Raw genomic sequence first — 25252 nt, forward strand, 5'->3', positions numbered from 1 at the left:
ATGCTAGGGAAAATTGAATTTAAGAAAAGAAGGGATTTCGGACAAGTGATCAATGATACTTTTACCTTTATACGCCAAAATTTTAAGCCACTCATTAAAATATACTTTACCTTTTGTGGTCTGTTTGTATTGGCCAGCATGTTAACCATGTTATTGCAGCAATATAAAATGGTTAATATTATCAATACTATTGGCAATGGAAGAAACAGCAATGGCTTAGGCTTTTCTGGATTATACGGAATAGAGTATTTTCTTTCTATTTTATTTTCTCTGGCCTCTTATACCAGTATGAGCGTTGCCATACTTTCCTATATAGCCATTTATGTAAAAAAAGGCAACCAAACACCTACTATTGATGAGGTATGGGGTTACTTTAAATATTACTTCTTCAGGATTTTTGGCAGTTCTTTTTTGTTAATCATGATGTTGATCATCGCTTTTGTATTTTGCCTCGTGCCCGGCTTTTGGTTATTCCCATATGTGGCCATGATGTTTCCCATAATGGTGATTGAAAATGGTTCACTGGGCTATTCCTTCGGTAGAAGTTTCAATATCATTAAAGACAATTTCTGGGTTACGTTTGGCACGCTGATCGTGGTATGGATTATTGTTTATGCCTGTATGAGCATGATTATTTTACCTACCAGCCTATTTAATATGATTGGGATGTTTACGCATGAAAGCCCGCACATGTCGTTAACACTTACCATGATCACAACAGTTCTGCAGTCATTATGCCAGGTGTTTACCATTATCCCCATTATTACCATATCATTGTCCTATTTCAGTTTGGTTGAACAAAAAGAAAGTACCGGCTTAATGGAAAGGATTTCTAATTTCGGCGATACCGAAAAACCTATTGATACCAGACCTGAAGAATATTAGAATGCAACGCGTAATACTCCGATACCTTCTCGCTTCACTTTTGTTCTTTATTCCGGTAATCAGCAAAGCGCAAACCGTTAAGCCTAAATCTATTGTTAAAGAGATCAGGATAGATAGTACTCAACTTACTCCTCTAAAATTCGATAAAGATTCCATTGGTAGTTATAAAGAACAGAAAGAATTTCAATATGATGAAATCGGCGAACAGCAATTGTCGTGGTGGGATAAATTCTGGATGTGGTTCTGGCATTTGATTGGCTCATTTATTCAGGGTGCAACCTCTAATTTAATTTCGAGGTATATTTTTATCGGATTAGGGGTAGCACTTATTTTGTTTATCGTAATCAAAACCATCGGGGCCGAGAACATATTCAGGAAAAAATCTAAAGCCACAATCCTTCCGTACGATGTAATTACCGAAAATATCCATGACATAGATTATGAACAGGAATTGCAAAGGCTGGTTGCAGAGAGAAAATTCCGCCTGGCAGTTAGGCTTCTATATTTAAGGGCATTAAAAAAACTGAGTGATGCCGAAATTATCCATTGGCAGCCTGATAAAACCAATTACCATTATTTAATGGAAATCGATAAGCCCGAACTAAGAAATGATTTTAGTAAACTCACCATACAGTTTGATTACATCTGGTATGGCGATTTCCCTATTGATGAAGTAAAATTTGAGCCTATTAACCGATCGTTTAATCAGTTTAACAGCCAGATCAAATGAAAGGTTATAAAATATATCTGATTATTGGTTCCATACTGATCCTCTTGTACCTGGTTGCCCAATACAACAAACCCACCCCAACAAACTGGGCTCCAACCTATGCTGTAAAGGATAAAATTCCTTATGGAACCTACATTTTATACCACCGGATAAAAGATATTTTACCAAAGGCAACAATAAAGCGATCTAAAACTGCTATTTACAATACATTAAAAGGCAAAAATTTTAACAAAACCGCATATTTAATTATTGCACAACAAACAGAAATCAACAAAACAGATTTCGATCAGCTGGTTAAATACATGCAGACCGGTAATGACGTTTTTATCGCCAGCTATGACCTGGGAAAAACAGCAAAAAACCTAAAGCTTCAAGCACTTAGCGCTATGTCAGCAGAGGGCCGCACGCTGAACTTCACCAATCAAAACCTAAAAACGGAGGCAAACTATGGCTTTGCAAGAGGAATTGGCAGCCAATATTATGATAAAATCGATACCAATAAGGCTACTGTACTCGGTGTGAACGGAGATGGCAATCCCAACTTTGTCCGTTACAGCTATGGTAAAGGAAGTCTGTACCTGATTGCGGAGCCAGGTTTTTACACTAATTTTAATCTGCTGGATAAATACGGTGCAGAATATGCCGCTAAAACCTTAAGTTATTTACAAGGAACTCAGCAGCTCATTATTGATGAGTATTTCACCGCACAAAAAACCACCACTACCGATATGCTCAGGGTATTTTTCCAACATCCTGAGCTCAAATATGCCTACTACCTGGCCATATTCAGCCTGATCATCTTCGTGCTTTACGATATGAAGCGCCGTCAGAGAATAATTCCAATTGCCGATCCGCTTACCAATTCTTCATTGGCTTTTGTTCATGTAGTAGGCAGCGTTTATTACCACGAACGCAACAACCTCGATATCGCCTTAAAAAAGATTAACTATTTTCTGGAATATTTAAGAACCAGATATCATATAAAAACCAACGAAATTGACGGCAAATTTGTGCAAATACTAATGGAAAAAACAGGTATTAACGAAGCATTGGCCAAAACCATTACCAATCATATTGCAAAGACACCAACCATGGGCAACTTAAGTGATACCCAATTGATTTATTTAAACGAAAGCATAGAACAGTTTTATAAAAATACGCAAAGCAATGGAACAAGAACAGTTTAACCCACGTACCGATTTAAGCGCCTTAAATGAAGCGGTAAATCAGATCAGAAATGTACTTGGAAATATCATTATCGGACAAAAACAAGTTATTGATTTCTTAATTGTTGGTTTGCTTGCCGACGGGCACATCTTAATTGAAGGCGTACCCGGAGTAGCGAAAACACTTAGTGCAAAATTGCTTGCCAAATCCATAGAAGCACAATTTTCGAGGGTACAGTTTACCCCTGATTTAATGCCTTCTGACGTTTTAGGAACTCCGATATTTAATACCAAAACAGGAGATTTTGAATTTAGAAAAGGGCCGATTTTCGGTAATATTATTTTGGTTGATGAGATTAACCGTGCACCGGCCAAAACCCAGTCTGCACTTTTCGAAGTGATGGAAGAACGCCAGGTAACTATTGATGGAGAAACCTACCTTATGGATGAGCCTTTTATGGTTTTGGCTACCCAAAATCCTATTGAGCAGGAAGGCACTTACCGTTTACCCGAAGCGCAATTAGATCGGTTTTTATTTAAAATTGAAGTCAAATATCCTTCACTGGAAGAAGAAACCGAAATTTTAATGGCACAACATAGCCTGGTTAATAAAACATTGCTGAATGAAGTAAAACCGGTATTGTCGATTCAGCAGATACTGGAAGCCAGAAGCGTAATCCGCAGTTTGTTTGTAGAACCAAAGTTACTGGAATTTATTGCCAGAATTGTAAGCGAAACCCGTAACAACTCATCGCTTTACTTAGGTGCTTCGCCCAGGGCATCATTAGCCATCGTATATAGCGCAAAAGCTTTTGCTGCTATCCAGGGCCGCGATTTTATTACACCTGATGATATCATTGCTGTTGCTATCCCCGTATTGGCGCACAGGGTATTATTATCGCCCGAAAAGGAAATGGAGGGATTAACAACAAGCGACATTATACATCAGATCATTAAAAAGATTGAAGTACCGAGGTAGGCCAGTTTGCAGTTGCCAGTTTACAGTTAACCGATTTAAACAATTTACCGACTAAACAACATTGAAAAAATTCTTTCAGCGATATTATAGCAACCTATTCCTGACCGATCGTTTATTCGCGGCTTTAGGATGCTGCATTTTACTTTTTTTGTTGAAGTTCTTTTTTCAGTGGCTAGGCGATATTCCTGAAATTGCAACAGGTGCGGTTATCCTATTATTTTTTATTGATATTTTTATTCTATACCGTAATAACATTGGCATTGAAGCCAGAAGACTAACTTCTAAACGGTTAAGTAACGGCGATGAAAACCCGATACAGATCGAAATAAAAAATGATTATGGCTTTGTGGTAAATGCAAGGGTAATTGACGAGATACCTTTTCAGTTCCAGATCCGTGATAAAGATTTTAAGCTCCATTTAAAACCTGCAGAAGTAAAATCAATCCACTATAATTTACGTCCAACTAAACGTGGTGAATATGATTTCGGATTTATCAGGGCCTATATCAGTTCGCCGTTAGGTTTGATTAGCAGGCGTTACAATTTTGATGGCGCCAGGATTTTACCTGTTTTTCCATCGTTTATCAACCTCGGCCAATACGAACTAATGGCAGCCTCTCGTTATTTAACTGAATTTGGGATTAAAAAGATCAGAAAGATCGGGCAAAGCAGTGAATTTGATCAAATTAAAAATTACGTTGGGGGCGACGATATCCGTACTATTAACTGGAAAGCCACTGCAAGAAAAAGCAGTTTGATGGTGAACACCTATGTCGATGAAAAATCACAACATATTTATTGTATCATTGATAAATCGCGTGTGATGCGCATGCCTTTTGAAGGATTAAGCTTACTTGATTATGCTATCAATGCTACCGTGGCGCTTTCGAAAGTAGCCATGCTTAAAGAAGATAAAGCTGGCCTGATTACCTTATCCGAAACGATCGGATCGATCGTACAAGCTGACCGAAAGGCCTCGCAGCTGGGCAACATTATGAATGTACTTTATAAAGAAAAAACAAGGTATCTTGAAAGCAATCTCGAAGCCCTGTACACTACAGTCCGTTCTGTTGTAAAACAGCGTGGTCTTCTGGTCTTCTTTACCAATTTTGAGAGTTTATCAGCCTTGCAACGTCAGTTACCTTTTTTAAAAAGAATTGCTAAATACCACTTATTGCTGGTTGTATTTTTCGAAAATACCGAATTAAAAGGATTAAGTACAGAACCGGCTAAAGATGTAGAAGGCATTTATCACAAAACCATCGCAGAGAAATTCATCTACGAGAAAAAGCTGATGGTTAAAGAATTGAACAAACATGGCATTTTGGCTATTCTTACCCCACCACAGAAGCTTAGCGTAAATGTAATTAATCAATATCTCGCACTAAAGTCACAACAGCGGATTTAGTCCTGAGTCTGCAGTCTAAAGTATGTAGTCGACTTATCACGGCATCCTTGGTCTGTGCACAGTCCAAAACATTACAAAAGATTTCTATAATCGGTTAAAAATCCAAAATTATCTGTCCCCGTTTCATAAAATCTGGCTGATGACCAATCATAATCTTCAGGTTTTTCGCATAATTGCCATCTTTCTTGTAAAGGGTTGAGATGGATGTAGTCTATTTTCTGTTCAAGTTTATCTTGCGTATCCATAAGAATGGCTAAGGGATCCCGTTGCCATAAACGAAAATTTCTTTCTGTATCTGTTACTTTAAAATCTGATAGTTTCTCTGGATGCTGAAGTTTGATATCCTGAAAAATCTGATGGGAAGTAAATTTATTAAAGCTTGCATGAGGCATCTCTTTTCCATTTACCTCAATCATTTGCCATACTAAGTGCAGGTGATTTGGCATAATCACAAAAGCATAAACCTCAATCTTTTTTCTCTTAACCAATTCTTCTAAGGTTTTAATGATAATGTGTTTATACTTTTCGGAAGAAAATACTTGGTTCCAATCCTTAACTGTGTCTGTCCAAAAATATACTTCACCTAAAAGCATTTTTGAATTACGATCTTGTCTGAATAGATTATTTTCCATTATTAAAAATAGAAAATTAACCTCAATGTAATTTAAACATGCTATATTATCCTTGGCCTGTGTCCCCACAGACTAAGGTACTGTTATATTTAATGGCTAAATTCTTTTGTTTCGGTCTGTGAGGACACAGACCGAGGAATTAGAAAATTAACCTCAGCGTAATTTAATCATACCATATTATCCTTGGTCTGTGTCTCCACAGACCAATGTACTGTTAGATTTAACGACTAAATCTTTTGTTTCGGTCTGTGAGGACACAGACCGAGGAATTAGATCTAGTTTGAGGTTAACAGTTGTGAGTTTGGATGTATAATTACTAAATAAGAGCCTTGAGCGCTGGCCTCACAGGCCAATTTACTTTAAGATTTATTGAGCTAAAATCTTTGTTTCGATCTGTGAGGACACATACCGAGGAATTAGAAAATTAGCCTTAATTTAATCATGCTATATTATCCTTGGTCTGTGTCCCCACAGACCAATGTACTGTTATATTTAACGGCTAAATCTTTTATTTCGGTCTGTGAGGACACAGACCGAGGAATTTGACTAAAGACTTAGGACTACCCCTACTCTTCTTCTCTAAAATATACCTTATAGAAGTTCATCGATTTATCATCGTCGTAACCTTTCTCGATCATGTCTTTATTACCGTGAATGTAGATATGGAAATTTTTGTCCAGTTTTAACACACTTTTATAGGCTCTTGCCTGCTTTTTTACGGCTGATTCTGCAATCTCAAAATGATCAGCTATCGGACTTTCATACTCTTCTTCGTAGTTTTTCTTATAGTTTTTGAATGACTCTATTCCTTCGGCATTGCCAATCACCTCATTTCCAAACTCCTCCATATCAAAGGTTTCTTTTTCTTTGAAATACTTCATAGAGCGGTTTAAGAGATCAATCTTATCTGCTTTGCTGATTTCATACTCATCATCAAGCTTCTGCGTGACAAAATTTTTATAAACGCCTAAAACATTATTGGTCTGGTTATAGCTATCATTCCTGATTTTCAGCTTTAAGAATTCATCTTTCCAATAAACGGCAGAATCGTTGCTACTTTTAGATTGATCCAATACCACAACCTTATAACCTTCTTCTCTTTCTACATTAAAAATCAAACAGCCTTTATCCAACTTATTAATGTTAATCGCTTCCTGTTCATAACTTACATTAAAGCCATCCTGCTCCGGATACACTTTTAGGTAAGTATCTTTCGTTTCAGATTTAAAAACCCCAACTACATCCAATTGTTCACCCTCTATCTGCACTTTTTCAAAATAGGCAACATACAATTCTCCGGATTTAATTTTTGGATGATTGACCACATCATATAAATGTTTGGCCAGTTGCTGCGAATCTTCGTGAAAAAGTTCGTTATTTTCGAAAATTTCATGGACGAAATGGAATACTTCGTTCAATTCCAAATTATCGTTAGGATGGTAAAAGCGGTAAACTTCATTCACCTTTTCGAAAGGTTTTAAGAAATACTGCAGCAACAGGTTTCCCAACAATTCATCATCTATCTTCAACGGTGCATCTGATAGTTTATAATATTCTTCAACCAGTTTATTACCCGTATGATGGATGGAAATTTGCTTAAGAGAAGCCTCGAAAAATGAAATCATAGGCGCAAAAATAGCAAAATCATTGGTTACCCCATCTCCAAAATTCGTCATCCTTTCTTGTCTCCATTTCAATTTTCTTTTACTTGGGACCAGCATTCGGTTGCTTCTGGCTTTGAGTTAGTTTGCGCTTTTTAACTGATTTAAGAAATTAACAATCTTTTGATCGGCATAATTGGCCACACCTTCATGTCTGAAGGACAGCCGGCCCTGCTTATCGAAAATAACAGTGGTAGGTAACGCACCCGGAAATAGCTGCTCGGGAATGTTACTTTCTACTTTATAAACTGGCAGGGTATATTTACGGTCAGCCATAAACCGGGATGATTTAGTAAGTTCGCCATCAGCATCTGCAAAAATGAAAATGATATCCTTGTCAATTTTAAATTGATCGTATAACTTATTGATCGAAGGCATTTCGGCTCTACATGGCGGACACCAGGTTGCCCAAAAGTTTAGAAAAATAACTTTCCCCTTTAAATCCCCAAGATCAACCAGATTTCCGTTAACATCTTTAAACCTGATTCCCTTGAGACCATCAACATTTTCTTTTGGTATCTCAACATTGGGTTTGTAAAAATCGATCTCCATTAAGCCTTTGATAAAAAATGCCTTTGTGTCAGGCACAAGAACAATTAACAAAAGGAGAATGATCAATAGTGCATTGAATATATTTTTTTGGATAAATTTCATTGATTTTATTTCAAATGCAACAATGATAATGAAAATAAATTTTACAAGTAGCCATCTACCTTTACGATACATTTAGGCAGGCATTCTAAACCGCAATTTGTATGAGCCAAACACTTTCGGGAATAAATACTGCATCTTTAGCTAAGCCATCTACATTCTCTATATCAGGCTTCTGCTATTCCTTTCAGAAATACTTTTTATACCCCATTAATATCCATCACCATAAAAAAGTAAAATTTAAACAAATAATAGTAATACTATCTTTGTAGATTGCAAAACAATTATTTACTTTATAATGACTATTACCCATCAATGTTTTACATATAATTGTATACGAAAAGACTTTATCCAAAATACCTATATGCAAATCCTATTGAAGTTTAAAATTAATGAAAGCCTGTTTCTTCGTGATCCAGAATCCAGCGAGGTTGGAAAACTGATCGTAGAAAAAGGGATCGATCTGATCCGTGAAGTAGGATTTGAGCACTTTACATTTAAAAAACTTGCTGAAAAGATAAATTCAACGGAAGCGACCATCTATCGGTACTTTGCTTCCAAGTATCGATTATTAATCTATATATTGAATTGGTATTGGTGTTACCTGGAGTTCGTGTCAAAGATGAGTTTACAAGAATTAGGCGATTCCACCCAGAAACTCAAGCTGATTTTGGAAATCATTACCCATAACTTCGACAGCGACTCTCAGATTGTAGATTATGACCTGGAAAAGCTCCATGGCATCGTAATTTCCGAAAGCAGTAAGGCCTATCTGGTCAAAGAGGTTGATGAGATCAACCAGGAGCTTGTATTTAGTCCGTTAAAAAGTTTCTGCCAGTTTGTAGGGCAGATCATCTTACAGGTCAATCCAAAATTTGCCTATCCAAATGCATTGGCAAGTACGTTATTGGAAACAGCCCATGATCAGCATTTTTTTAGTGAGCACCTTCCCAAACTCGCAGATAACAAATCGAAAATTACGCACAAGAAATATGTATTAAATTATTTGAATTTTCTGGCATTTTCTGCAATTAACTCTTATCAATAATGGCACACGATCAGGATTATACCAAAAGTAGTCGAGCACTATTTAAATATATTACAAAAGAAAAAAAGGACGTAACGGCGATTTATATCTATGCTATACTAAGTGGCTTGGTACAGCTGAGCATTCCTTTAGGTATTCAGGCCATTGTAGGTTTTGTAATGGGTGCCACCATGGTGACATCGTTATACATACTTATTGGCTTTGTAGTGCTTGGTACTTTTCTTGCAGGCTTTTTCAGGTTGAAAGTGATGCAGATTATTGAAAAAATCCAGCAGAAGATTTTTGTGGAATATTCGCTTGCATTTGCCGAAAAACTTCCCAAGGTTGACCTATCGGCCAATAAGAAGTATTATTTGCCAGAACTGGTGAATAGGTTTTTTGACACCCAGAATCTCCAAAAGGGTATTTCAAAGATTCTGCTCGAAATTCCCACTGCGTTGATCCAGATTCTTTTTGGGATACTGCTGCTTTCTTTTTACCATCCCTGGTTTCTGGTATTTGGATCAATCGTGGTCGTGATCGTGATCATCATCTTTCGGTTTACCATGGCTTCCGGCATTCAATCCAGCCTCGACGAAAGTACCCATAAATATAACGTAGCTTCCTGGCTTGAAGACATTGCAGGATCGATTAAAACCTTCAAGATCAACTCTAAAACCGAAATGCACCTTTCGGGTACAGACGAACGTGTAGTAGAATATCTGGATAGCAGGACCGAACATTTTAAAGTACTGGTATTCCAGTACAAGGCCATTATCGGCTTTAAAGTTGTTATTACTTTAGTAATGCTTGCGATTGGCACTTATCTTCTAGTGAACCAGAAACTGAATATCGGCGCTTTTATTGCTACCGAAATCGTAGTATTAACCATCATGGCCGCCGTTGAAAAACTGATTAAAAGTCTTGAAAGCTATTATGATGTAGTCGCGGCGCTGGTAAAGCTCGAAAAAGTTACCGATCTGGCAGAAGAGCCTACCGAAAACCTGGCATTGGAACCCAAGCCGGACGGAATGGAGATCAGCTTTAAAGATGTGGTGTTTTCATTCGGGGACCAAAAGCCGATTCTGTCGAACATCAACTTTAACGTCCGGCCAAATACCATTACCCTCATTACGGGGAGCCTTGGTGCCGGCAAATCTTTGCTCATGAACATGATTGCAGGGTTTTACGAACCCACGGGCGGAACTGTATTTTTCGACAAAATCCCATTAAAGAATCTGGAAAAGACATCTTTAAGAGAGCACTTCGGAATGTACATGGATGATATGCAAATCATTAAAGGTACACTACAAGAGAATATCTTGTTAGGCAGAGAAAATAAGGGCACCGAAGATATACTTGAACTTTCTGAAGCCATCGGCATAGATAATTTATCGGGAAATTTCACCAATGGCTTCAACACCCAATTGAGCGAAACGGATACCGAGATTTCATTTAGTTCTAAAAAGAAAATCCTGCTGCTCAGGGCATTACTTGGAGATAACCGTCTATTATTGCTGGAAGATCCATTGGACGGGATGAATGCCGATTTCCGCACCAAAATGGCAGAACATTTACAGAAACTTAAGGCGCGCGTTACAATAGTAATTGTATCAGATGCGCCAGAGCTTACGCAAATTGCAGATCAGCAATTACATCTTGATAATGGTACCATTCAAAAAATCTAATTTCGTAAGTAATGAAGCTTAAATCAGTAGACCATATTTATCACATCCACAGAGACTCTCGTGTAAAACGTTGGTTTTTCATTTTCATAGGCCTTTGTTTCATCGTATTGTTGTTACCCTGGACTCAAAATATTAAAGCAAGGGGCACGGTAAGCACACTTTATCAAGGCCAACGCCCCCAGCAACTTAATTCACCTATTCCCGGTAGAATTTTAAAGTGGTACGTCAAAAACGGCGACTATGTAAAAAAAGGAGATACGCTTCTTCAATTGGCTGAGGTGAAAGAAGATTACCTGGACCCGCTATTAGTTGAGCGTACCCAACAGCAAGTACAGGCAAAAATCGGAGTGCGTGATTATTATCAGGCCAAGGTGGGCACCACCAACAGTCAACTCAACGCGTTAAATGCTTCCAGAGTGCTAAAGTTAACCCAGCTAAAGGTAAAAATTGGCCAGTTAAACAATAAGCTTGCTGCCGAAGAAGCAGAACTTGCAGCGGCAAACAATGAATTAAAGCTAAGCGAAGACCAGTATAACCGCCAGAAGAAGATGTACGACGATGGCTTGGTCTCGCTTACACAGTTTCAACAACGAAGCGTATCGTTTCAAAATGTATTGGCTAAAAAAACTGTCATAGAAAATAAGCTGGCTCAAACACGGCAAGAAATCAGAACGGTAAATATTGAGCAGGATGCGGCGATACAGGACTATGCGGAAAAAGTAAGTAAAACTGAAGGCGAACGCTTTCAAAATCTGGGACAAATAGAGGGCAGCAACGGTGATATTGCCAAACTGCAAAACCAGATAGCGAATTACAAAGCACGGCAGGGACTATACTTTGTCCTGGCCTCCCAGGATGGCCAAGTCGTGTCATTAAATAAAGCTGGTATTGGCGAGATTCTTAAAGATACAGAAAGCATAGGAACCATCGTGCCAAATAAAGTAAAATATGCCGTGGAAATATATATAAAACCCGTTGATCTCCCACTGATCAAAGAAGGCCAGAATGTTATGTGCATCTTCGACGGCTTTCCAGCAATCATATTTTCTGGGTGGCCAAATTCCAGCTATGGAACATTTAAGGGCAAAGTGGTTGCAGTCGAAAGCAATATTAGTTCAAACGGTCTTTTTAAAGCATTAGTAATCGAAGATTCGGCAGACAGGCCCTGGCCTCCGCAGATCAAAATGGGTACTGGCGTTCAGGGCATAGCCATTTTAAACGATGTACCTGTTTGGTATGAATTATGGCGGAATATAAATGGTTTCCCTCCTGATTATTATACAGTTAAAACTTCAAAAAGTGATGAAAAGACTAAGTAGCCTTGTTTTATTGCTGATGCTCGCTGGTCTGGTACAATTTGCCAGGGCGCAGGACACACTAAAACTCTCGCATCAGGAATTTATAGCAGTGGTAAAAAAATATCACCCACTGGCTTTTCGCTACCGCTTACAAAATCAAATTGCAAAAGCAGAGGTTCAAGGTGCAAGAGGTAATTTCGACCCCGTTTTGGCAGCGAAAAATGGCTTGAAAACCATAAATGGAACAGAATATTATAAAGAAAGTACTGTTGAACTCGACATACCAACCTGGTATGGAATATCATTTAACGGGAGCTATAATTACCTTGAAGGACAGAAATTAAACAATAGCCAGACACCGGGTGGACTATATCAATTCGGTATTACTTTACCGCTGGCCAAAAACTTACTTTACGATAAACGCAGGGCCTTACTGGAACAAGCCAGGTTTGCCACTCAGTTAACAGAAGCAGAACAAATACTGCTTACGAATGACTTAATGCTGGATGCCGAAAATACCTATTGGGAACTGGTTAAAGCGCATGAGGTATTAAATTTGCAAAACAAGGCAATAAAAATCAACGAAGACAGGCTGTCGCTGATCAAAAAAACATATCAGTATGGCGAAAAAGCAGCGATTGATACAACTGAAGCACTCTCGCAGCTACAGAGTTTCCAGGTTAAACAAAAAGATGCCTACCTGGAATTTGTAAAAGCCAATCAACAATTAGTTTTATTTCTTTGGCAGGAAAACCAACAGCCCTACGATATATCGCAACTGATTATTCCTAAAGAGTCTCTTACTGACAATGCAGCTTACCAAAACTATCTGTCGCTCATTAAAGAAATAGATGATTTATCTTTGTCTAACCATGCATCCATTTTGATGTATTCAAGCAAGCTAAACATATTGGAGAGTGAACGCAGGCTAAAATTTCAGAGCCTTTTGCCTAAAATAGACCTCACCTATAACTTCCTCAACAAAGAAAAATACGCTTCCAATTTTTTACCCTTGTTTCAAAACAATTATCAATATGGGTTAAAGCTGGAGATTCCGATTTTTTTGAGACAAGCAAGGGCAGATTACCGAATAGCTAAATTCAAGATCCGGCAAAACCAGCTTGATACTGATTATAAAAAGCAAGAAATAAACACAAAAATCAATAGCTATAAATATCTGGTCATTAACTATAACCAGCAAATCAGTCTTGCATTTCAAAATACCGGTAATTACCAGCGGCTACTCCAGGCGGAACAAACGAAATATAATAACGGGGAAAGTTCGCTTTTCCTGATCAACGCCCGGGAGACCAAGCTTATCGAAGTTCAAGAAAAACTGTTAGAATTGAGACTGAAATTTTTGAGGGGATACAATCAGCTAAAATGGACAAAGGAAAACTTCCGGATGTAAACTGGGCTTTTTATTATAAATATACGCGCATTTAACCTACAAAATAATTTTTCAAAACATCAGCCGTAAATACAAAACATCGTGTTAAGCGCTGTCCAACTCAATCGACCGACGGCAAAATCACTAAAATATTACTTTTTGAAAAATCTCGCCTTTACCGCATTAAACTTATTACCACACTGGAAAATAGATAATTACATTAAACCAATGATCAAATATCCAGTCAAAAACATATAAAAACAATCTTACCGTTCAAATACATTTAATTGCTTCGGAATTATTATTTTTGACCCGTTGAAAAAGCATAGACAAAACATTCATCAATATCTATCAGTATTCATGCTGATCGTATTTGCTATTGCTTTAACTCCGTGGAGCGTGCTTCACCATCATAATCCACTTCCTGTTGTTGAAAAGGAAGTTAATTGCAAACATGTTAGTCACGTTCAAGCCCATGGCGATACTTGTTTGATCTGTAACGCAAGTTTTGAAAAAAACTATGTGCAAACGCATCACATTTACAGAATCTTTTTATCAGCCAAAATTTTCAACCGTACCGAACCCACATTCAAGAATGCCTTTACCGAAGTAAAGCGCACTTGTTTACGTGGCCCCCCTTTGGCTTAATTTTTTCTTATAGCGCATTCGCACTAGTCAAATTATTTATCCGACAAACTAAAACCGGCTTCATTTAAGCTATTGTTTTGGCGTTTCGTTCATTTTATTACACACAACACATGAAAAAATTACAGCTTATTGGCCTGGTAATTCTATATACATTATTAAGCAATACCGCTTTTGCTGCCCTACTTAAAGATATAAAAGGTAAGGTTATTGATGCCAGTACAAAACAGACATTACCAGGTGCTACTATTTTTATTCCTGATTTAAAGGTTTCGTCAGTAACCAATAACGATGGAGAATTCACATTAAATAACCTGCCCGCTAGAGGAAGTTACCTAATTGAGGTACATTATGTGGGCTATAAAACGGCTGTACAAGTTGTCAATCTTGCCAACGCAGCCGGGTTGGAATTTGCCTTACAACCCACCGCTATAGAAACAAAGGAAATCGTAATTACCGGAAGTTTAATCAGCAGCACAAGTAAGCGGAATAGTGCTTCATCAGCCATAGTAGGTAAGGATCAGTTATTGCAGCCTTCCACCAACTTAATCGACGCATTGGCTAAAGTACCTGGTGTATCTCAGATCACTACCGGCCCATCTATTTCAAAACCAGTAATTAGAGGCTTAGGTTATAACAGAATTGTAACTTTAGATGATGGTATTAAACAACAGGGCCAGCAATGGGGCGATGAGCACGGTATCGAAATTGACCAGTTTAAATCAGACCGAGTGGAGATCTTACGTGGCGCCGCATCGCTAATGTACGGTTCTGATGCACTTGGAGGTGTAATTAATCTGCTAGAGCCGACTACGGCACCTGAGGGCCAGGTAAAAGGAGAATTCATCACCAACTACGCTACCAACAACGGACTTACCGCCAACTCATTAATGTTGAACGGTAACGAAAACGGCTTTGTTTGGAGAGCCCGTGGAACCTATAAAAATGCTTATTCTTTTAAAACACCTACAGGTTATTTCGCTAATTCGGGTTTTAACGAAACTGATTTAAGCGGAATGATCGGTTTAAACAAAAGCTGGGGTTATACTCATTTAAATGTTTCCAATTTTCACAATAACATCGGTTTTTATGATCCTCATTTAGATGACAACGGGAATTTTGTAAGAGAAGATGGTAGTGCTTTCACTAACGATGACTATAAAAGCCGTAGCTTAGAATATCCACGCCAGGACATCAGGCACTTCAAAATCGCCTTAAATAACAATTTCATTATCGGTAACGGCAACTTAAAGGCCGATTTTGGTTATCAACAGAATCAGCGCCGCGAACTGGAAGACGGCCCGGATCCATCACTATTTTTTGATCTTAAAACTTATAATGCTGATTTAAAATACTACATCCATGAAACAAACGGATGGCAACCTGTATTTGGCGTAAGCGCTGATGCAGGTCACAGCGAAAACAGGGCAAATGATGAGTTTTTAATCCCGGATTATGATACTTATGGTATTGGTGTTTTTGCTTATGCCAAGAAAAACTTGGATAATAGCACTTTTAGTATTGGTGCGCGTTATGATTACAGAAAGAATAATGGAAAACAATTATTTGTAGATAATGAAGAACAGTTCGCACCTTTTGAGAATAAATTTTCTAACGTGAGTGGTGCATTAGGTTTTACTCATCAATTTAATGAAGAATTAAACTTTAAAGCCAATGCAGGTTCTGCTTTCCGTGCGCCAAACCCTGCTGAATTAGCTTCAAATGGTGTACATGAAGGAACATTCCGTTATGAAATAGGCAATCCTAATTTAAGCCCGGAACGCAGTTACCAGGTAGATGCGGCCTTAGAATACGAAGGCAAAATTGTGAGTGCCAGCGCAAGTGTATATAATAATTATGTACACAACTTTATTTATGCATCAACAAATGGAGAAAGAATAGATGCTGAAGGTAGTAATTATCCGGTTTACCGTTATGGACAGGTAAATGCCAATCTTTATGGAGCCGAAGCCAGCTTAACCATCCACCCTGTTCCGTTTATCCATTTTGAAAATACTTTTGGCTATGTTCATGCACACAACAATAGCTTAGATAGGCCACTTGCTTTCATACCTGCCGGAACATTGAGAAATGAACTGCGTTTTGAACCCAAACTTAAAGGTACAAATGATGCATACCTTTCTGTAGGAATTAATTCAGCATTTAAACAAACCCGTGTAGATGAAGTTTTTGAAACGCCAACCAGCGGCTATACTTTATTAAACGCAGGAATAGGAGCAACTTTTAACCTGGGCAAACAACCAGTTAAACTTTCAGTTTCTGCAAATAACTTGTTAGATCATAAGTATTACGATGCACTGAGCAGATTAAAACCGGGCCGTTTAGATTCGGAAAACCTTAATTTAGGTGTTTACAACCCAGGTAGAAACATTACTTTCGGATTGTATATTCCTTTTACGGTGGCTAAGTAGATAATCATCACTAAAGACAAAAAGCGGAGTTGATCGATGAGATCACTCCGCTTTTTATTTATTACATTTAAGATGAATCGTCACTCCGCCCGAAATGACGGTAACTGAGGGAGAGTATTGCCACCTCAAACTACTTCTTAAACTTTTCCCTTTTCGCCCTCACATACTGGTTTGGCCATTCCACGTCATCTCCGAGAACCTGTGCAGCATGCGTTGGGAAATAAGGATCACGTAATGATTCACGCGCAATAAAAATCAAATCGGCTTTTCCCTGTTCCAAAATCTCTTCAGCCTGGCGGGCTTCAACAATCACCCCAACTGCACCGGTATAAATACCGATCTCATTCCTGATTTTATCAGCAAAAGGAACCTGATAATTTGGTCCGGCTGGGATAAAGGCATCAGGTACATTTCCACCAGATGAAGTATCAATTAAATCCACGCCACGATCTTTTAGCACCGCAGCCAACTGCAAAGAATCATTTTCATTCCAGCCGCCCTCTGTCCAATCCGTTGCCGAAATTCGGACGAATAACGGTAGCTTAGCTGGCCATACCGACTGTACGGCTTCAACCACATCAATAACCAAACGAATACGGTTTTCGAAACTTCCCCCGTAAACATCCGTACGTTTATTGCTCAGCGGACTAAAAAACTGGTGCAATAAATAACCATGTGCAGCATGTATTTCTACAACTTTATAGCCCGCATCAAGTGCACGTTTCGCAGCTGCCCTGAAAGCAAAAACAATATCCTGAATTTCTGAAATGCTTAATTCGTGTGGCTCCACCTGGCCGGATTTAAAAGGAATTGGCGAAGGCCCAACCGGTTTCCAGCTATTTTCACCAGCAGCAATTTGCTCACCACCATCCCACGGAACCTCACAGCTGGCTTTTCTGCCGGCATGCGCCAACTGGATGCCTGCAACAGCACCATGATCATGAATAAAGGAGACAATCTGCTTCAGTTTTTCTACATGTTCATCTTTCCAGATGCCTAAATCGGCATAAGTAATTCTTCCATCGGCAGTAACCGCAGAAGCTTCCTGGATTATCAATCCGGCACCGCCAACGGCTCGGCTCCCTAAATGTACCAGATGCCAATCGTTCGCAAAGCCATCAACAGCAGAATATTGGCACATCGGCGAAATCACAATTCTATTTTTTAAGGTTACATCCTTTATAGTAAAAGGAGAAAATAATTTCGACATATCTTTTTTTGTTTAACCGCAAAGGACGCAAAGTTTTCTCGCAAAGAAATCAAAAGGATTAACCTCTGTATCCTTTGCGTATTCCTTCTTTTCTTTGCGGTTGAAGTTAAAAACCAGCTTTCTCTAATTCGGTATTGATGAACTGAATTTCCTCAGCGTTTAATTTTACGTTTACCGCTTTTGCGTTTTGTACAGCCTGTTTTTCATTTCTTGCACCAACTAACGCAATGGTGATACCCGGGCGTTCAATCGTCCAACGCAAAACCAACTGAGATAAGGTCGCATTTTTTTCATCAGCCAACGGCTTTATTTTGGCCAGAAATGCATTCGTTTTTTCGATACTTTCAGGTGAGAAAAATTTATTCCCCTGACGATGATCGCCCTCTTCAAACTTGTAATCAGCGGTCATTTTCCCGGTTAATAAACCTCGCTCCATTGGGCTGTACGCCAAAACAGATTTATTATTTTCGATGCAATATGGAACCGTTTCCTCTTCAACACTACGGTTTACCATGCTAAATGGAATTTGGTTGGAAATAATTTCCAGGGTCTGATCTGCCTCTTTTAGTTGCGCTATATCATAATTGCACACCCCTGCGTAGCGAACCTTACCCTGCTCAATTAACCTGCTCACCGCTTCGAAAGTTTCGCTGATCGGGGTAGTAGAGTCTGGCCAGTGGATCTGGTAAAGATCTATATAATCGGTACCCAAACGCTTTAAAGATTGTTCGCACTCATAAATTACACTTTCTTTTCCGGCATATTTATAAATATCAATGGCTGCGCCATCATTGTTTTTACTCTTAAAACCAAAATCGCCTTTGGTTAAATCCCAACGCATCCCGAATTTAGTTACCACTTGCAGTTTATCGCGTGAAATGCCTTTTATGGCATCACCTACAATTTCTTCACTATCTCCCTGACCATAAATGGGTGCGGTATCAATTGAAGTAACTCCTAAATCATAACTGGCTTTAATGGCATTAACTGCATCGTTTCTGTCTGTGCTTCCCCACATCCAGCCCCCAGCGGCCCATGCACCAAACGTGATTACTGATAATGATAAATCTGAATTTCCAATTTTTCTGTATTCCATAATTATTTTTTAATGATTTGATCCACCGCACAACTATTATACGGTAAGTAAACGAGTAGTACGGATAAAAACGCCACATGAATAAGTTGCGAAGGCAAAGCTTCCCAGTTTTCAATGAGGGTGGTTCCGAAAATCAACATCAATGAAACTGCTCCTGCCAATAATAGCCCTTGCCTGGTAAATAAACCCATTAAAATCATCAGTCCTGCTATCAATTCTGCAAACGGCAAAATATAACTAAAGGGAACAACGAGTGCATCGGGCAAATATGATCTAGAAAATTGCCCTACCATCCAATGGCTAAAACCGGCAAGTTTTGGTAAGCGAACCAAACCATGTCCGAAAAAACTTAAACCGATTGCTAATCGACCAAGCAGATATGCCCATTTTTTATCCATACAACATTGATGTACTACAAACATACAATCTCGGTCTTAAGGATGTTTTATTGCCTCAATGATTAAACTAATATTTTACCTTTCAATGGCGGAGCCCAAGGGAAAGGTGATAAGCGGAGCCGTGGAACTTACGACTAAAACGTCCACGCCGTTCGCTCAGCGTTAAACTTTTTCTCCAAAAATTTGGAGATGACAAAACAAGATGATAATTTAGTGTATTATTTAACTAATACAGTAGATATGATCAATATTAACAATCTTAATTTTGGCTATAATAAGCATAAGCCATTATTTAAAAATATGAGCATGCGGTTAAGCAATGGCCATATTTATGGTTTGCTGGGTAAAAATGGCGCCGGCAAATCAACTTTATTAAAAAATCTTGCAGGTTTGGTATACGCACAGGGTGGCACCCTGGATGTGATGGGTTACGATCCGGCAAAAAGGCAGCCCGCACTATTGGAACAGATCTGTTTTATACCAGAAGAATTTTACCTGCCTTCGGTAAAAATTGGTACCTACCTAAAAGCCAACGCTCCTTTCTACAAAAACTTCGATCATGGTTATTTCAATGATCTGATCAAAGAATTTGATATTCCGGTTGAACAGAAACTCATCCATATGAGTTACGGCCAAAAGAAAAAAGTAATTATTGCTTTTGGATTGGCTACACAGGCCAAACTGGTGATTATGGATGAGCCTACCAATGGCCTGGATATTCCATCAAAGGCGCAGTTCAGGAAAATTATGGCATCAGCCATGACGGATGAGCGTTGCATCATCATATCTACCCACCAGGTTAGAGACTTGGATAACCTGATCGACACAGTGATCATGCTGGATGAAAACGATATCGCCCTTAAAGCCACAGTAGAAGAAATTACTGAAAAACTGACCTTTAAAAAAGTAAAGGAGGTTGATGACAGCATCTTTTATGCTGAGCCATCCCTCTCTGGTTACAATGCCGTGATGCCAAATTACCACCAGGAAGAAAGCAAATTAGATATGGAGCTACTTTTTAATGCCATACTCGCAGAAAAAATCAAATTTAAACCTTTATTCAGTTAAGCGATGAACAACACTTTTAATATGAATCGATTTGGCTTATTGCTTAAAAGACAATGGCTGGAATTTGGAAAAATTTACCTAATCAGTCTGGTGGTACTGTTGGGAATTGTAGTAGGATTTTATAGTTACAATATACCTTCGCCATTTAAAGAAAGTAATTTTGACTATAACGGAAACCTTGATATGCGTTTCCGTTATCCACTTTTCCTGATTTTGGGATTTGTGTTTATCAGTATAGTGGCTAGCAGCTATTTCAATATTCTAGCACATAAATCAAGGGCCATTTTAGAGCTAATGACGCCCGCATCGGTATTTGAAAAATTTCTGGCGGGGGTAATTTATACGGCACTAATAAGTCTGTTTAGCTATCTATTAATCTTTTATCTGACAGACCTTACCTTCGTAAAATACCTAAATGGCCATCTCAATGCTTTTAACCATCAAGACATTAGGAAAGTGGAATCTATTACCTACGAGGTATTTACTGATGAAGGCTATCGAAAATATTGTGGCTACTTTTTCGCCTTTCCTTTCCTGATCACCAGTATATTTTTACTGGGATCAATCTACTTTAACCGCTTTCATTACATTAAAACCGCGCTTTCTGTGATGATATTTATCGGTCTTACTGTCTATATGGTAGTCAAATTTTCGATGTGGATTATGAAGGACAAAGTACCTTACCACCATATTGGACAAAACCACGAAAAAGACTGGGTCTTACTCCTGCTTTTGCTGATAACAAGCGTCGTAACGATCATTGTATGGACGATTACCTATCTGCGTCTTAAAGAAAAAGAAGTTTAAAGTTTTAAAGGTATTCATATGGAATTTAGAGATAATAAGGCGATATACCTTCAAATAGCAGAATATGTTTGTGAAAACATTTTGCTCGGAAAATGGAAGGCTGATAAGAAAGTCCCTTCGGTAAGGGAACTGGCTGTAGAAATGGAAGTAAACCCCAACACGGTAATGCGTACCTACGAATTGTTACAAAACAAAAACATCATTAACAATAAAAGGGGCATCGGATTTTTCATCACCGATGACGCGACAGCTCAAATAAAAAACTATAGAAAAGCCATATTTATGGAAGATGAACTTCCAGTGGTATTTAGAAATGTCTACTTACTGAATATTGGATTTGATGAACTGGAACAAAAATATCACACATTTGTAAAGGAAAATTTTAACGCTTAAAGACATGAAAACAAGCAATAAATTATTGATAAGCTTAGCGATACTTCTTATCGCTATACCAATTATAGCGGTAGCGATAAACGCAAAGATAAATTTTAAAGATAGAGGGATCGAAGATTCGTATTTAGGGACACAGGTGATCAATAATGAAACTTTTGAGCAGAAATCAAAAGGCAGAATAACCATTCCATTGCAATCGCCGTTTCACGCCATACAGATTAAAGACGCTAAAGGTTTTAGTATACAGCTTTTTGTTAAAAAGGAAAATAATTATGGCCTTAAAATCCCGGAAAATGCTAAGAACGGTTTGAAATTTGAAGTTGATGCAAACGGGGTGCTCCAAATTATCGTTAATGCAGAATCAGGCACAATGACAGAAAAAATTCCAGTAGTGGTTTATTGCCCGAAGATTAGCCAGGTTTCAGCATCAAATTTGGGTATTTTTGAGTTTAGTGTCCATGCCGATTCTATAACATTAAATGTGGATCATGCAGAGGATCTATTTTTAAGTGGAGCCATTACCAACACTGATGCAACAGGAAAAACAACGGAAGTTACTCCAACCCAAATTGGAAAACTTTATCTTACCCTGAACAAAGCTAAGTTTAGTGGCTTTACCAATGGCTTTAAGGAGCTTAATCTTACTGCTAATAAATCAGAAATTGAAATTGGAAATATGGATGAGAATAATCAAAAACCTTTCTCATTCGATCTCCTGAATATTAAAACAACAGATACTTCAAGTGTAAAACTGCAGAATGTCAGTTTAAAAAGTTTTTCAGCTAATTTTTCCGACGCGACCACATTACAAATCCCGACGCCACTGCTTAAACAGCTTTTTAAGTAATCATCCTGATCTCCCTACTTTTTATTTAGCACATGTAAAAAAGACATGATTTTTAAGCTAACTAATTGGCAAAAGTTTAACTTGGGCCAATTAGTTTAGTTTTTAGATCAAAACCAGACCTGTGAAGAAGTTTTTCCTTTTATTTGCCATTTTTTTATTCGTTTTTGGCCAGCTTAAAGCACAAAAAACAGATACATTATCCATCACACTGGATAATGTAAAATATCCCTATCCGGTTAAATATTTCCCGATCAATACCGAAGGACAGGATATTAAAATGGCATATATGGATGTTGCCCCCACTTCAAATGCCAATGGCAAAACAGCTATCCTTTTTCATGGAAAAAATTTTGGCGGCTACTATTGGACCAACGTCATCAAAGCCCTCACTAATATCGGCTATCGGGTAATTGTTCCTGATCAGATTGGCTTTGGTAAATCATCAAAAGCATTTATCCATTACAGTTTCCATCAAATGGCTACCTGGAACAAAAGGCTTTTAGATAAGCTGGGCGTCCAAAAAACCGTAGTTTTAGGCCACAGTATGGGCGGTATGCTGGCTACCCGTTTCGCTCTAATGTATCCTGAAAGAACAGAAAAGCTTTTACTTGAAAATCCGATCGGATTAGAGGATTATAAAACTTTTATCCCCTACATTACCACAGCACAACAATATCAAACCGAGCTTAAAACTACAGCAGAAAGTGTTAGAAAATATTATCAGGGTTCTTATTTTACTTACTGGAAACCAGAATATGAATATTTGGTCAGCATTGCCGGCGGAGTTACCAATAGTTCAGATTATCCACGCTGGGCTAAAGTTGCTGCATTGACTTACACGATGATTTATGAGCAACCTGTGGTATATGAATTTCAGAATTTAAAAGTGCCCACTGTTCTATTCATCGGTAAGGAAGACAAAACCATTGTGGGAAAAAGCTTACTTACACCAGATCAACAAGCTTTACACGGGCAATATAAGTTTTTAGGGAAGCAAACCGCAGCCAAAATTATCGGCGCTAAAATTATTGAGTTTGATGCTTGTGGGCATATCCCTCATATCGAGATTCCTACGGAGTTTTTGGTGGCGCTAACGGGTAGTTTATAGTCTTTAAAAGACCTCGCAGGTTTTTGAAACCTGCGAGGTCTGAATAAATTAATTAATCTCTTTCCCGGTAATTTTATTAATGCCCTGCATTTCAAAATCGATATCCTGACCCATCGATTTCATCTTTCCATACAATTCCACACGCAGGTGGCTGTTCAACACAATACCGGTTTTGATATCTAAAGAGGCCTCTCCGGAATTGGTTCCTTGTAAATCTGTTTCCATTTTGTTCCCCATTGCTTCAAAATTACCTTTTGAAACCAATGTTCCTTTTACGCTGAGGATGGCAATGCCGTTTTTCACTTCTTTCAGCGTGTATTGCGTAATCGTTTCAATAGGCATACTCATTTGCATTTTAGTGTCAACGGTCCAGCTATCGCCTATTTTAACTGCCTTATCAGGATAAATTTTAAATGACGATTCCATCGTTTGCTTCACAATTTCATTGCTAAACTGTTTACCCAGCGCATTTTTAATTTGCTTAACCTGGCTGGTATCGTTAGTCATCCTTATTGCCATATTATCCAACATCTGATCGATGCCAGCAACAGTTTTAATAGTACCGATTGGGCTGATCGTCATATAAAATGACGCCCCTTTCAAACCGCTAAAAGAATTCTTTTTTGTGCTATCCTGATCATCAGAGCTTAATGTCATGGCATTCCCCATTGCATTCGACTTCATATACAGCCTGTTATAGGTTACCTTTAGATCTTTATCGCCATTATGTCCCGCAGTAATATCAAAAATGTAATCTGTGCCGATGGTTTGTGTGGAATTAATGCTTTTCCCGGTAATTTTTTGATTGATAATCTGATCTGAAACAAACGAAAAATCATACCTGTTACCTACCGGATAATTCTGCTTAAGCACATAGGTTTTTTGCGCGCATACAACGAGCGAAGTTAAACTGAAGAGTAAAGTGAATATTATTTTCATCTTTTTTATTGATCAAACTATCCGGCAGGTTGCTGGGCAAAAATGCGACTTAACTGAAAATACAATTCAGGGTGTTTATCTTTTAGCTGCTCGGGTTTTTCGAAGAAATATTCCGATACCACCGCAAAAAATTCTGCCTGGTTGGTGATGGCGTAAGGATTAATATCTGACTTATTATCTTCAATCTTTTCCATTTCCTCATGCATCATTTTAATCCACGGTAAAGTGTACTCATGTGCCAGTAAATTTTCCGGAACACCATCTGTTGCCCCATCAGATTTATCCAAAAGGTGTACAAATTCGTGTATGGCAGTATTTTCTTTGCCTGCACTTTTAGAAAAACCATGGCGCAATGCCGAACGCGATAAAATCATCTGTCCGTTCATATAACCTGTACCCACCATGCCCATGATATTTCTTTCGCCACTATCAAACTGAAAATCCTTATTAAACGTATCCGGATACAACAAAACGCTGGTTAGGTTTTTGTATTGCCAATCGTCAAAACCAAAAATGGGGATTACTGCACTAGAAGCAATCAGCAATTCATCTAATGTGGTCATTTCTAGACCAACCGGTTCGATTTTAACCGTACTGAAAAACGTAGCTACCTTTTCTTCAAACCTAAGTTTATCTGTCGAATCAAGGTTATGGTAATAACCCACATAATCATCCAGTATTTTCTTGTCTACATCGGTTAGAGGCGTTACCGCTATCTTTTTTTTCTTCAGGATTAAATACAGGGCAATCAGAAAAATTGGAATCAGGTATATAAAAGGGAGAGAATTCATGAT

Annotated in this window: 23 protein-coding genes; 15 read left to right on the forward strand and 8 right to left on the reverse strand. The window is 38.3% G+C overall.

From position 1 onward, the window contains the following. From ACIQXP_RS18235 to ACIQXP_RS18255, 5 genes are all read left to right on the forward strand, one after another. On the forward strand, window positions 1-885 hold the full coding sequence (locus tag ACIQXP_RS18235) for a hypothetical protein (protein WP_387506569.1): 885 nt from the start codon (window positions 1-3) through the stop codon (window positions 883-885). Window position 886: 1 nt separating this feature from the next. Beyond that, on the forward strand, window positions 887-1615 hold the full coding sequence (locus tag ACIQXP_RS18240; protein ID WP_387506571.1) for a DUF4129 domain-containing protein: 729 nt from the start codon (window positions 887-889) through the stop codon (window positions 1613-1615). After that, the gene (locus ACIQXP_RS18245; protein WP_387506574.1) at window positions 1612-2802 is read left to right on the forward strand and encodes a DUF4350 domain-containing protein; all 1191 of its coding nucleotides are present in this window, start codon (window positions 1612-1614) and stop codon (window positions 2800-2802) included. The genes ACIQXP_RS18240 and ACIQXP_RS18245 overlap by 4 nt, the downstream gene beginning before the upstream one ends. Continuing rightward, on the forward strand, window positions 2783-3760 hold the full coding sequence (locus ACIQXP_RS18250) for an AAA family ATPase (RefSeq protein ID WP_387506576.1): 978 nt from the start codon (window positions 2783-2785) through the stop codon (window positions 3758-3760). The genes ACIQXP_RS18245 and ACIQXP_RS18250 overlap by 20 nt, the downstream gene beginning before the upstream one ends. Before the next feature lie 61 nt (window positions 3761-3821). Continuing rightward, complete coding sequence (locus ACIQXP_RS18255) at window positions 3822-5168, forward strand: DUF58 domain-containing protein (RefSeq protein ID WP_387506578.1); 1347 nt, start codon at window positions 3822-3824, stop codon at window positions 5166-5168. A gap of 71 nt (window positions 5169-5239) precedes the next feature. Here ACIQXP_RS18255 and ACIQXP_RS18260 read toward each other — a convergent pair whose 3' ends face one another. The 3 genes from ACIQXP_RS18260 to ACIQXP_RS18270 form a co-directional block, all read right to left on the reverse strand. Then, window positions 5240-5800: a transposase gene (locus ACIQXP_RS18260; protein ID WP_387506580.1), complete on the reverse strand. Its 561-nt coding sequence runs from the start codon at window positions 5798-5800 to the stop codon at window positions 5240-5242. Window positions 5801-6366: 566 nt separating this feature from the next. After that, entirely contained in the window at window positions 6367-7425 is a 1059-nt protein-coding gene (locus ACIQXP_RS18265; protein WP_387506710.1) for a nucleoid-associated protein, read from the reverse strand. A gap of 117 nt (window positions 7426-7542) precedes the next feature. Next, the gene (locus tag ACIQXP_RS18270) at window positions 7543-8115 is read right to left on the reverse strand and encodes a TlpA family protein disulfide reductase (protein ID WP_387506582.1); all 573 of its coding nucleotides are present in this window, start codon (window positions 8113-8115) and stop codon (window positions 7543-7545) included. A 361-nt stretch (window positions 8116-8476) separates the two neighbouring features. On the opposite strand from ACIQXP_RS18270, the gene ACIQXP_RS18275 reads away from it, so the two are divergent. The 5 genes from ACIQXP_RS18275 to ACIQXP_RS18295 all read left to right on the forward strand — a co-directional run bounded on the left by ACIQXP_RS18275 (window position 8477) and on the right by ACIQXP_RS18295 (window position 16592). Beyond that, window positions 8477-9160 (forward strand): TetR/AcrR family transcriptional regulator, encoded by a 684-nt coding sequence (locus ACIQXP_RS18275; protein ID WP_293742712.1) that lies wholly within the window; start codon window positions 8477-8479, stop codon window positions 9158-9160. Continuing rightward, window positions 9160-10827: a peptidase domain-containing ABC transporter gene (locus tag ACIQXP_RS18280; protein WP_387506584.1), complete on the forward strand. Its 1668-nt coding sequence runs from the start codon at window positions 9160-9162 to the stop codon at window positions 10825-10827. The genes ACIQXP_RS18275 and ACIQXP_RS18280 overlap by 1 nt, the downstream gene beginning before the upstream one ends. An 11-nt stretch (window positions 10828-10838) precedes the next feature. Continuing rightward, window positions 10839-12146: an HlyD family secretion protein gene (locus tag ACIQXP_RS18285; RefSeq protein WP_090983757.1), complete on the forward strand. Its 1308-nt coding sequence runs from the start codon at window positions 10839-10841 to the stop codon at window positions 12144-12146. After that, complete coding sequence (locus ACIQXP_RS18290) at window positions 12130-13536, forward strand: TolC family protein (RefSeq protein WP_387506587.1); 1407 nt, start codon at window positions 12130-12132, stop codon at window positions 13534-13536. The genes ACIQXP_RS18285 and ACIQXP_RS18290 overlap by 17 nt, the downstream gene beginning before the upstream one ends. 737 nt (window positions 13537-14273) lie before the next feature. Further along, window positions 14274-16592 (forward strand): TonB-dependent receptor, encoded by a 2319-nt coding sequence (locus tag ACIQXP_RS18295; protein ID WP_387506589.1) that lies wholly within the window; start codon window positions 14274-14276, stop codon window positions 16590-16592. 130 nt (window positions 16593-16722) lie between these two features. Here the strand turns inward: ACIQXP_RS18295 and namA are convergent, their stop codons facing one another. The 3 genes from namA to ACIQXP_RS18310 form a co-directional block, all read right to left on the reverse strand. Further along, window positions 16723-17802 carry an NADPH dehydrogenase NamA gene (gene namA, locus ACIQXP_RS18300; RefSeq protein ID WP_293742708.1) on the reverse strand — a complete coding sequence of 360 codons (1080 nt, stop codon included), beginning with the start codon at window positions 17800-17802 and terminating at the stop codon, window positions 16723-16725. Window positions 17803-17908: 106 nt separating this feature from the next. Beyond that, window positions 17909-18898 carry an aldo/keto reductase gene (locus ACIQXP_RS18305; RefSeq protein WP_293742707.1) on the reverse strand — a complete coding sequence of 330 codons (990 nt, stop codon included), beginning with the start codon at window positions 18896-18898 and terminating at the stop codon, window positions 17909-17911. Window positions 18899-18900: 2 nt separating this feature from the next. Beyond that, window positions 18901-19320 carry a DoxX family protein gene (locus tag ACIQXP_RS18310; protein ID WP_293742706.1) on the reverse strand — a complete coding sequence of 140 codons (420 nt, stop codon included), beginning with the start codon at window positions 19318-19320 and terminating at the stop codon, window positions 18901-18903. 165 nt (window positions 19321-19485) lie between these two features. On the opposite strand from ACIQXP_RS18310, the gene ACIQXP_RS18315 reads away from it, so the two are divergent. The 5 genes from ACIQXP_RS18315 (at window position 19486) to ACIQXP_RS18335 (ending at window position 23519) form a co-directional block, all read left to right on the forward strand. Further along, window positions 19486-20364, forward strand: coding sequence for an ABC transporter ATP-binding protein (locus tag ACIQXP_RS18315; RefSeq protein WP_293742705.1), 879 nt, complete (start codon window positions 19486-19488; stop codon window positions 20362-20364). A gap of 3 nt (window positions 20365-20367) precedes the next feature. Continuing rightward, window positions 20368-21171, forward strand: coding sequence for a hypothetical protein (locus ACIQXP_RS18320; protein WP_293742704.1), 804 nt, complete (start codon window positions 20368-20370; stop codon window positions 21169-21171). 18 nt (window positions 21172-21189) lie between these two features. Next, the gene (locus tag ACIQXP_RS18325; protein WP_293742703.1) at window positions 21190-21564 is read left to right on the forward strand and encodes a GntR family transcriptional regulator; all 375 of its coding nucleotides are present in this window, start codon (window positions 21190-21192) and stop codon (window positions 21562-21564) included. Between the two features lie 4 nt (window positions 21565-21568). Then, window positions 21569-22411 (forward strand): hypothetical protein, encoded by an 843-nt coding sequence (locus ACIQXP_RS18330; RefSeq protein WP_293742702.1) that lies wholly within the window; start codon window positions 21569-21571, stop codon window positions 22409-22411. 121 nt (window positions 22412-22532) lie between these two features. After that, a complete protein-coding gene (locus tag ACIQXP_RS18335) occupies window positions 22533-23519 on the forward strand; it encodes an alpha/beta fold hydrolase (RefSeq protein WP_387506596.1) in 987 nt (328 codons plus the stop codon). 48 nt (window positions 23520-23567) lie between these two features. Here ACIQXP_RS18335 and ACIQXP_RS18340 read toward each other — a convergent pair whose 3' ends face one another. Together ACIQXP_RS18340 and ACIQXP_RS18345 are read right to left on the reverse strand one after the other, a co-directional pair. Then, the gene (locus ACIQXP_RS18340) at window positions 23568-24458 is read right to left on the reverse strand and encodes a DUF6263 family protein (RefSeq protein ID WP_387506599.1); all 891 of its coding nucleotides are present in this window, start codon (window positions 24456-24458) and stop codon (window positions 23568-23570) included. Between the two features lie 17 nt (window positions 24459-24475). Further along, window positions 24476-25249, reverse strand: a complete 774-nt coding sequence (locus ACIQXP_RS18345; RefSeq protein WP_090983729.1) for a M90 family metallopeptidase — start codon at window positions 25247-25249, stop codon at window positions 24476-24478. Window positions 25250-25252: the final 3 nt, after the last annotated feature.

It is taken from the genome of Pedobacter suwonensis (genome assembly GCF_044762335.1).
Taxonomy (GTDB): Bacteria; Bacteroidota; Bacteroidia; order Sphingobacteriales; family Sphingobacteriaceae; genus Pedobacter.

Coding starts and splice junctions, on each gene's coding strand:
- ACIQXP_RS18235 (WP_387506569.1), top strand. CDS start 1: ATGCTAGGGAAAATTGAATTTAAGAAAAGAAGGGATTTCGGACAAGTG.
- ACIQXP_RS18240 (WP_387506571.1), top strand. CDS start 887: ATGCAACGCGTAATACTCCGATACCTTCTCGCTTCACTTTTGTTCTTT.
- ACIQXP_RS18245 (WP_387506574.1), top strand. CDS start 1,612: ATGAAAGGTTATAAAATATATCTGATTATTGGTTCCATACTGATCCTC.
- ACIQXP_RS18250 (WP_387506576.1), top strand. CDS start 2,783: ATGGAACAAGAACAGTTTAACCCACGTACCGATTTAAGCGCCTTAAAT.
- ACIQXP_RS18260 (WP_387506580.1), bottom strand. CDS start 5,800: ATGGAAAATAATCTATTCAGACAAGATCGTAATTCAAAAATGCTTTTA.
- ACIQXP_RS18265 (WP_387506710.1), bottom strand. CDS start 7,425: ATGATTTCATTTTTCGAGGCTTCTCTTAAGCAAATTTCCATCCATCAT.
- ACIQXP_RS18270 (WP_387506582.1), bottom strand. CDS start 8,115: ATGAAATTTATCCAAAAAAATATATTCAATGCACTATTGATCATTCTC.
- ACIQXP_RS18275 (WP_293742712.1), top strand. CDS start 8,477: ATGCAAATCCTATTGAAGTTTAAAATTAATGAAAGCCTGTTTCTTCGT.
- ACIQXP_RS18280 (WP_387506584.1), top strand. CDS start 9,160: ATGGCACACGATCAGGATTATACCAAAAGTAGTCGAGCACTATTTAAA.
- ACIQXP_RS18285 (WP_090983757.1), top strand. CDS start 10,839: ATGAAGCTTAAATCAGTAGACCATATTTATCACATCCACAGAGACTCT.
- ACIQXP_RS18290 (WP_387506587.1), top strand. CDS start 12,130: ATGAAAAGACTAAGTAGCCTTGTTTTATTGCTGATGCTCGCTGGTCTG.
- ACIQXP_RS18295 (WP_387506589.1), top strand. CDS start 14,274: ATGAAAAAATTACAGCTTATTGGCCTGGTAATTCTATATACATTATTA.
- namA (WP_293742708.1), bottom strand. CDS start 17,802: ATGTCGAAATTATTTTCTCCTTTTACTATAAAGGATGTAACCTTAAAA.
- ACIQXP_RS18305 (WP_293742707.1), bottom strand. CDS start 18,898: ATGGAATACAGAAAAATTGGAAATTCAGATTTATCATTATCAGTAATC.
- ACIQXP_RS18310 (WP_293742706.1), bottom strand. CDS start 19,320: ATGTTTGTAGTACATCAATGTTGTATGGATAAAAAATGGGCATATCTG.
- ACIQXP_RS18315 (WP_293742705.1), top strand. CDS start 19,486: ATGACAAAACAAGATGATAATTTAGTGTATTATTTAACTAATACAGTA.
- ACIQXP_RS18320 (WP_293742704.1), top strand. CDS start 20,368: ATGAACAACACTTTTAATATGAATCGATTTGGCTTATTGCTTAAAAGA.
- ACIQXP_RS18325 (WP_293742703.1), top strand. CDS start 21,190: ATGGAATTTAGAGATAATAAGGCGATATACCTTCAAATAGCAGAATAT.
- ACIQXP_RS18330 (WP_293742702.1), top strand. CDS start 21,569: ATGAAAACAAGCAATAAATTATTGATAAGCTTAGCGATACTTCTTATC.
- ACIQXP_RS18340 (WP_387506599.1), bottom strand. CDS start 24,458: ATGAAAATAATATTCACTTTACTCTTCAGTTTAACTTCGCTCGTTGTA.
- ACIQXP_RS18345 (WP_090983729.1), bottom strand. CDS start 25,249: ATGAATTCTCTCCCTTTTATATACCTGATTCCAATTTTTCTGATTGCC.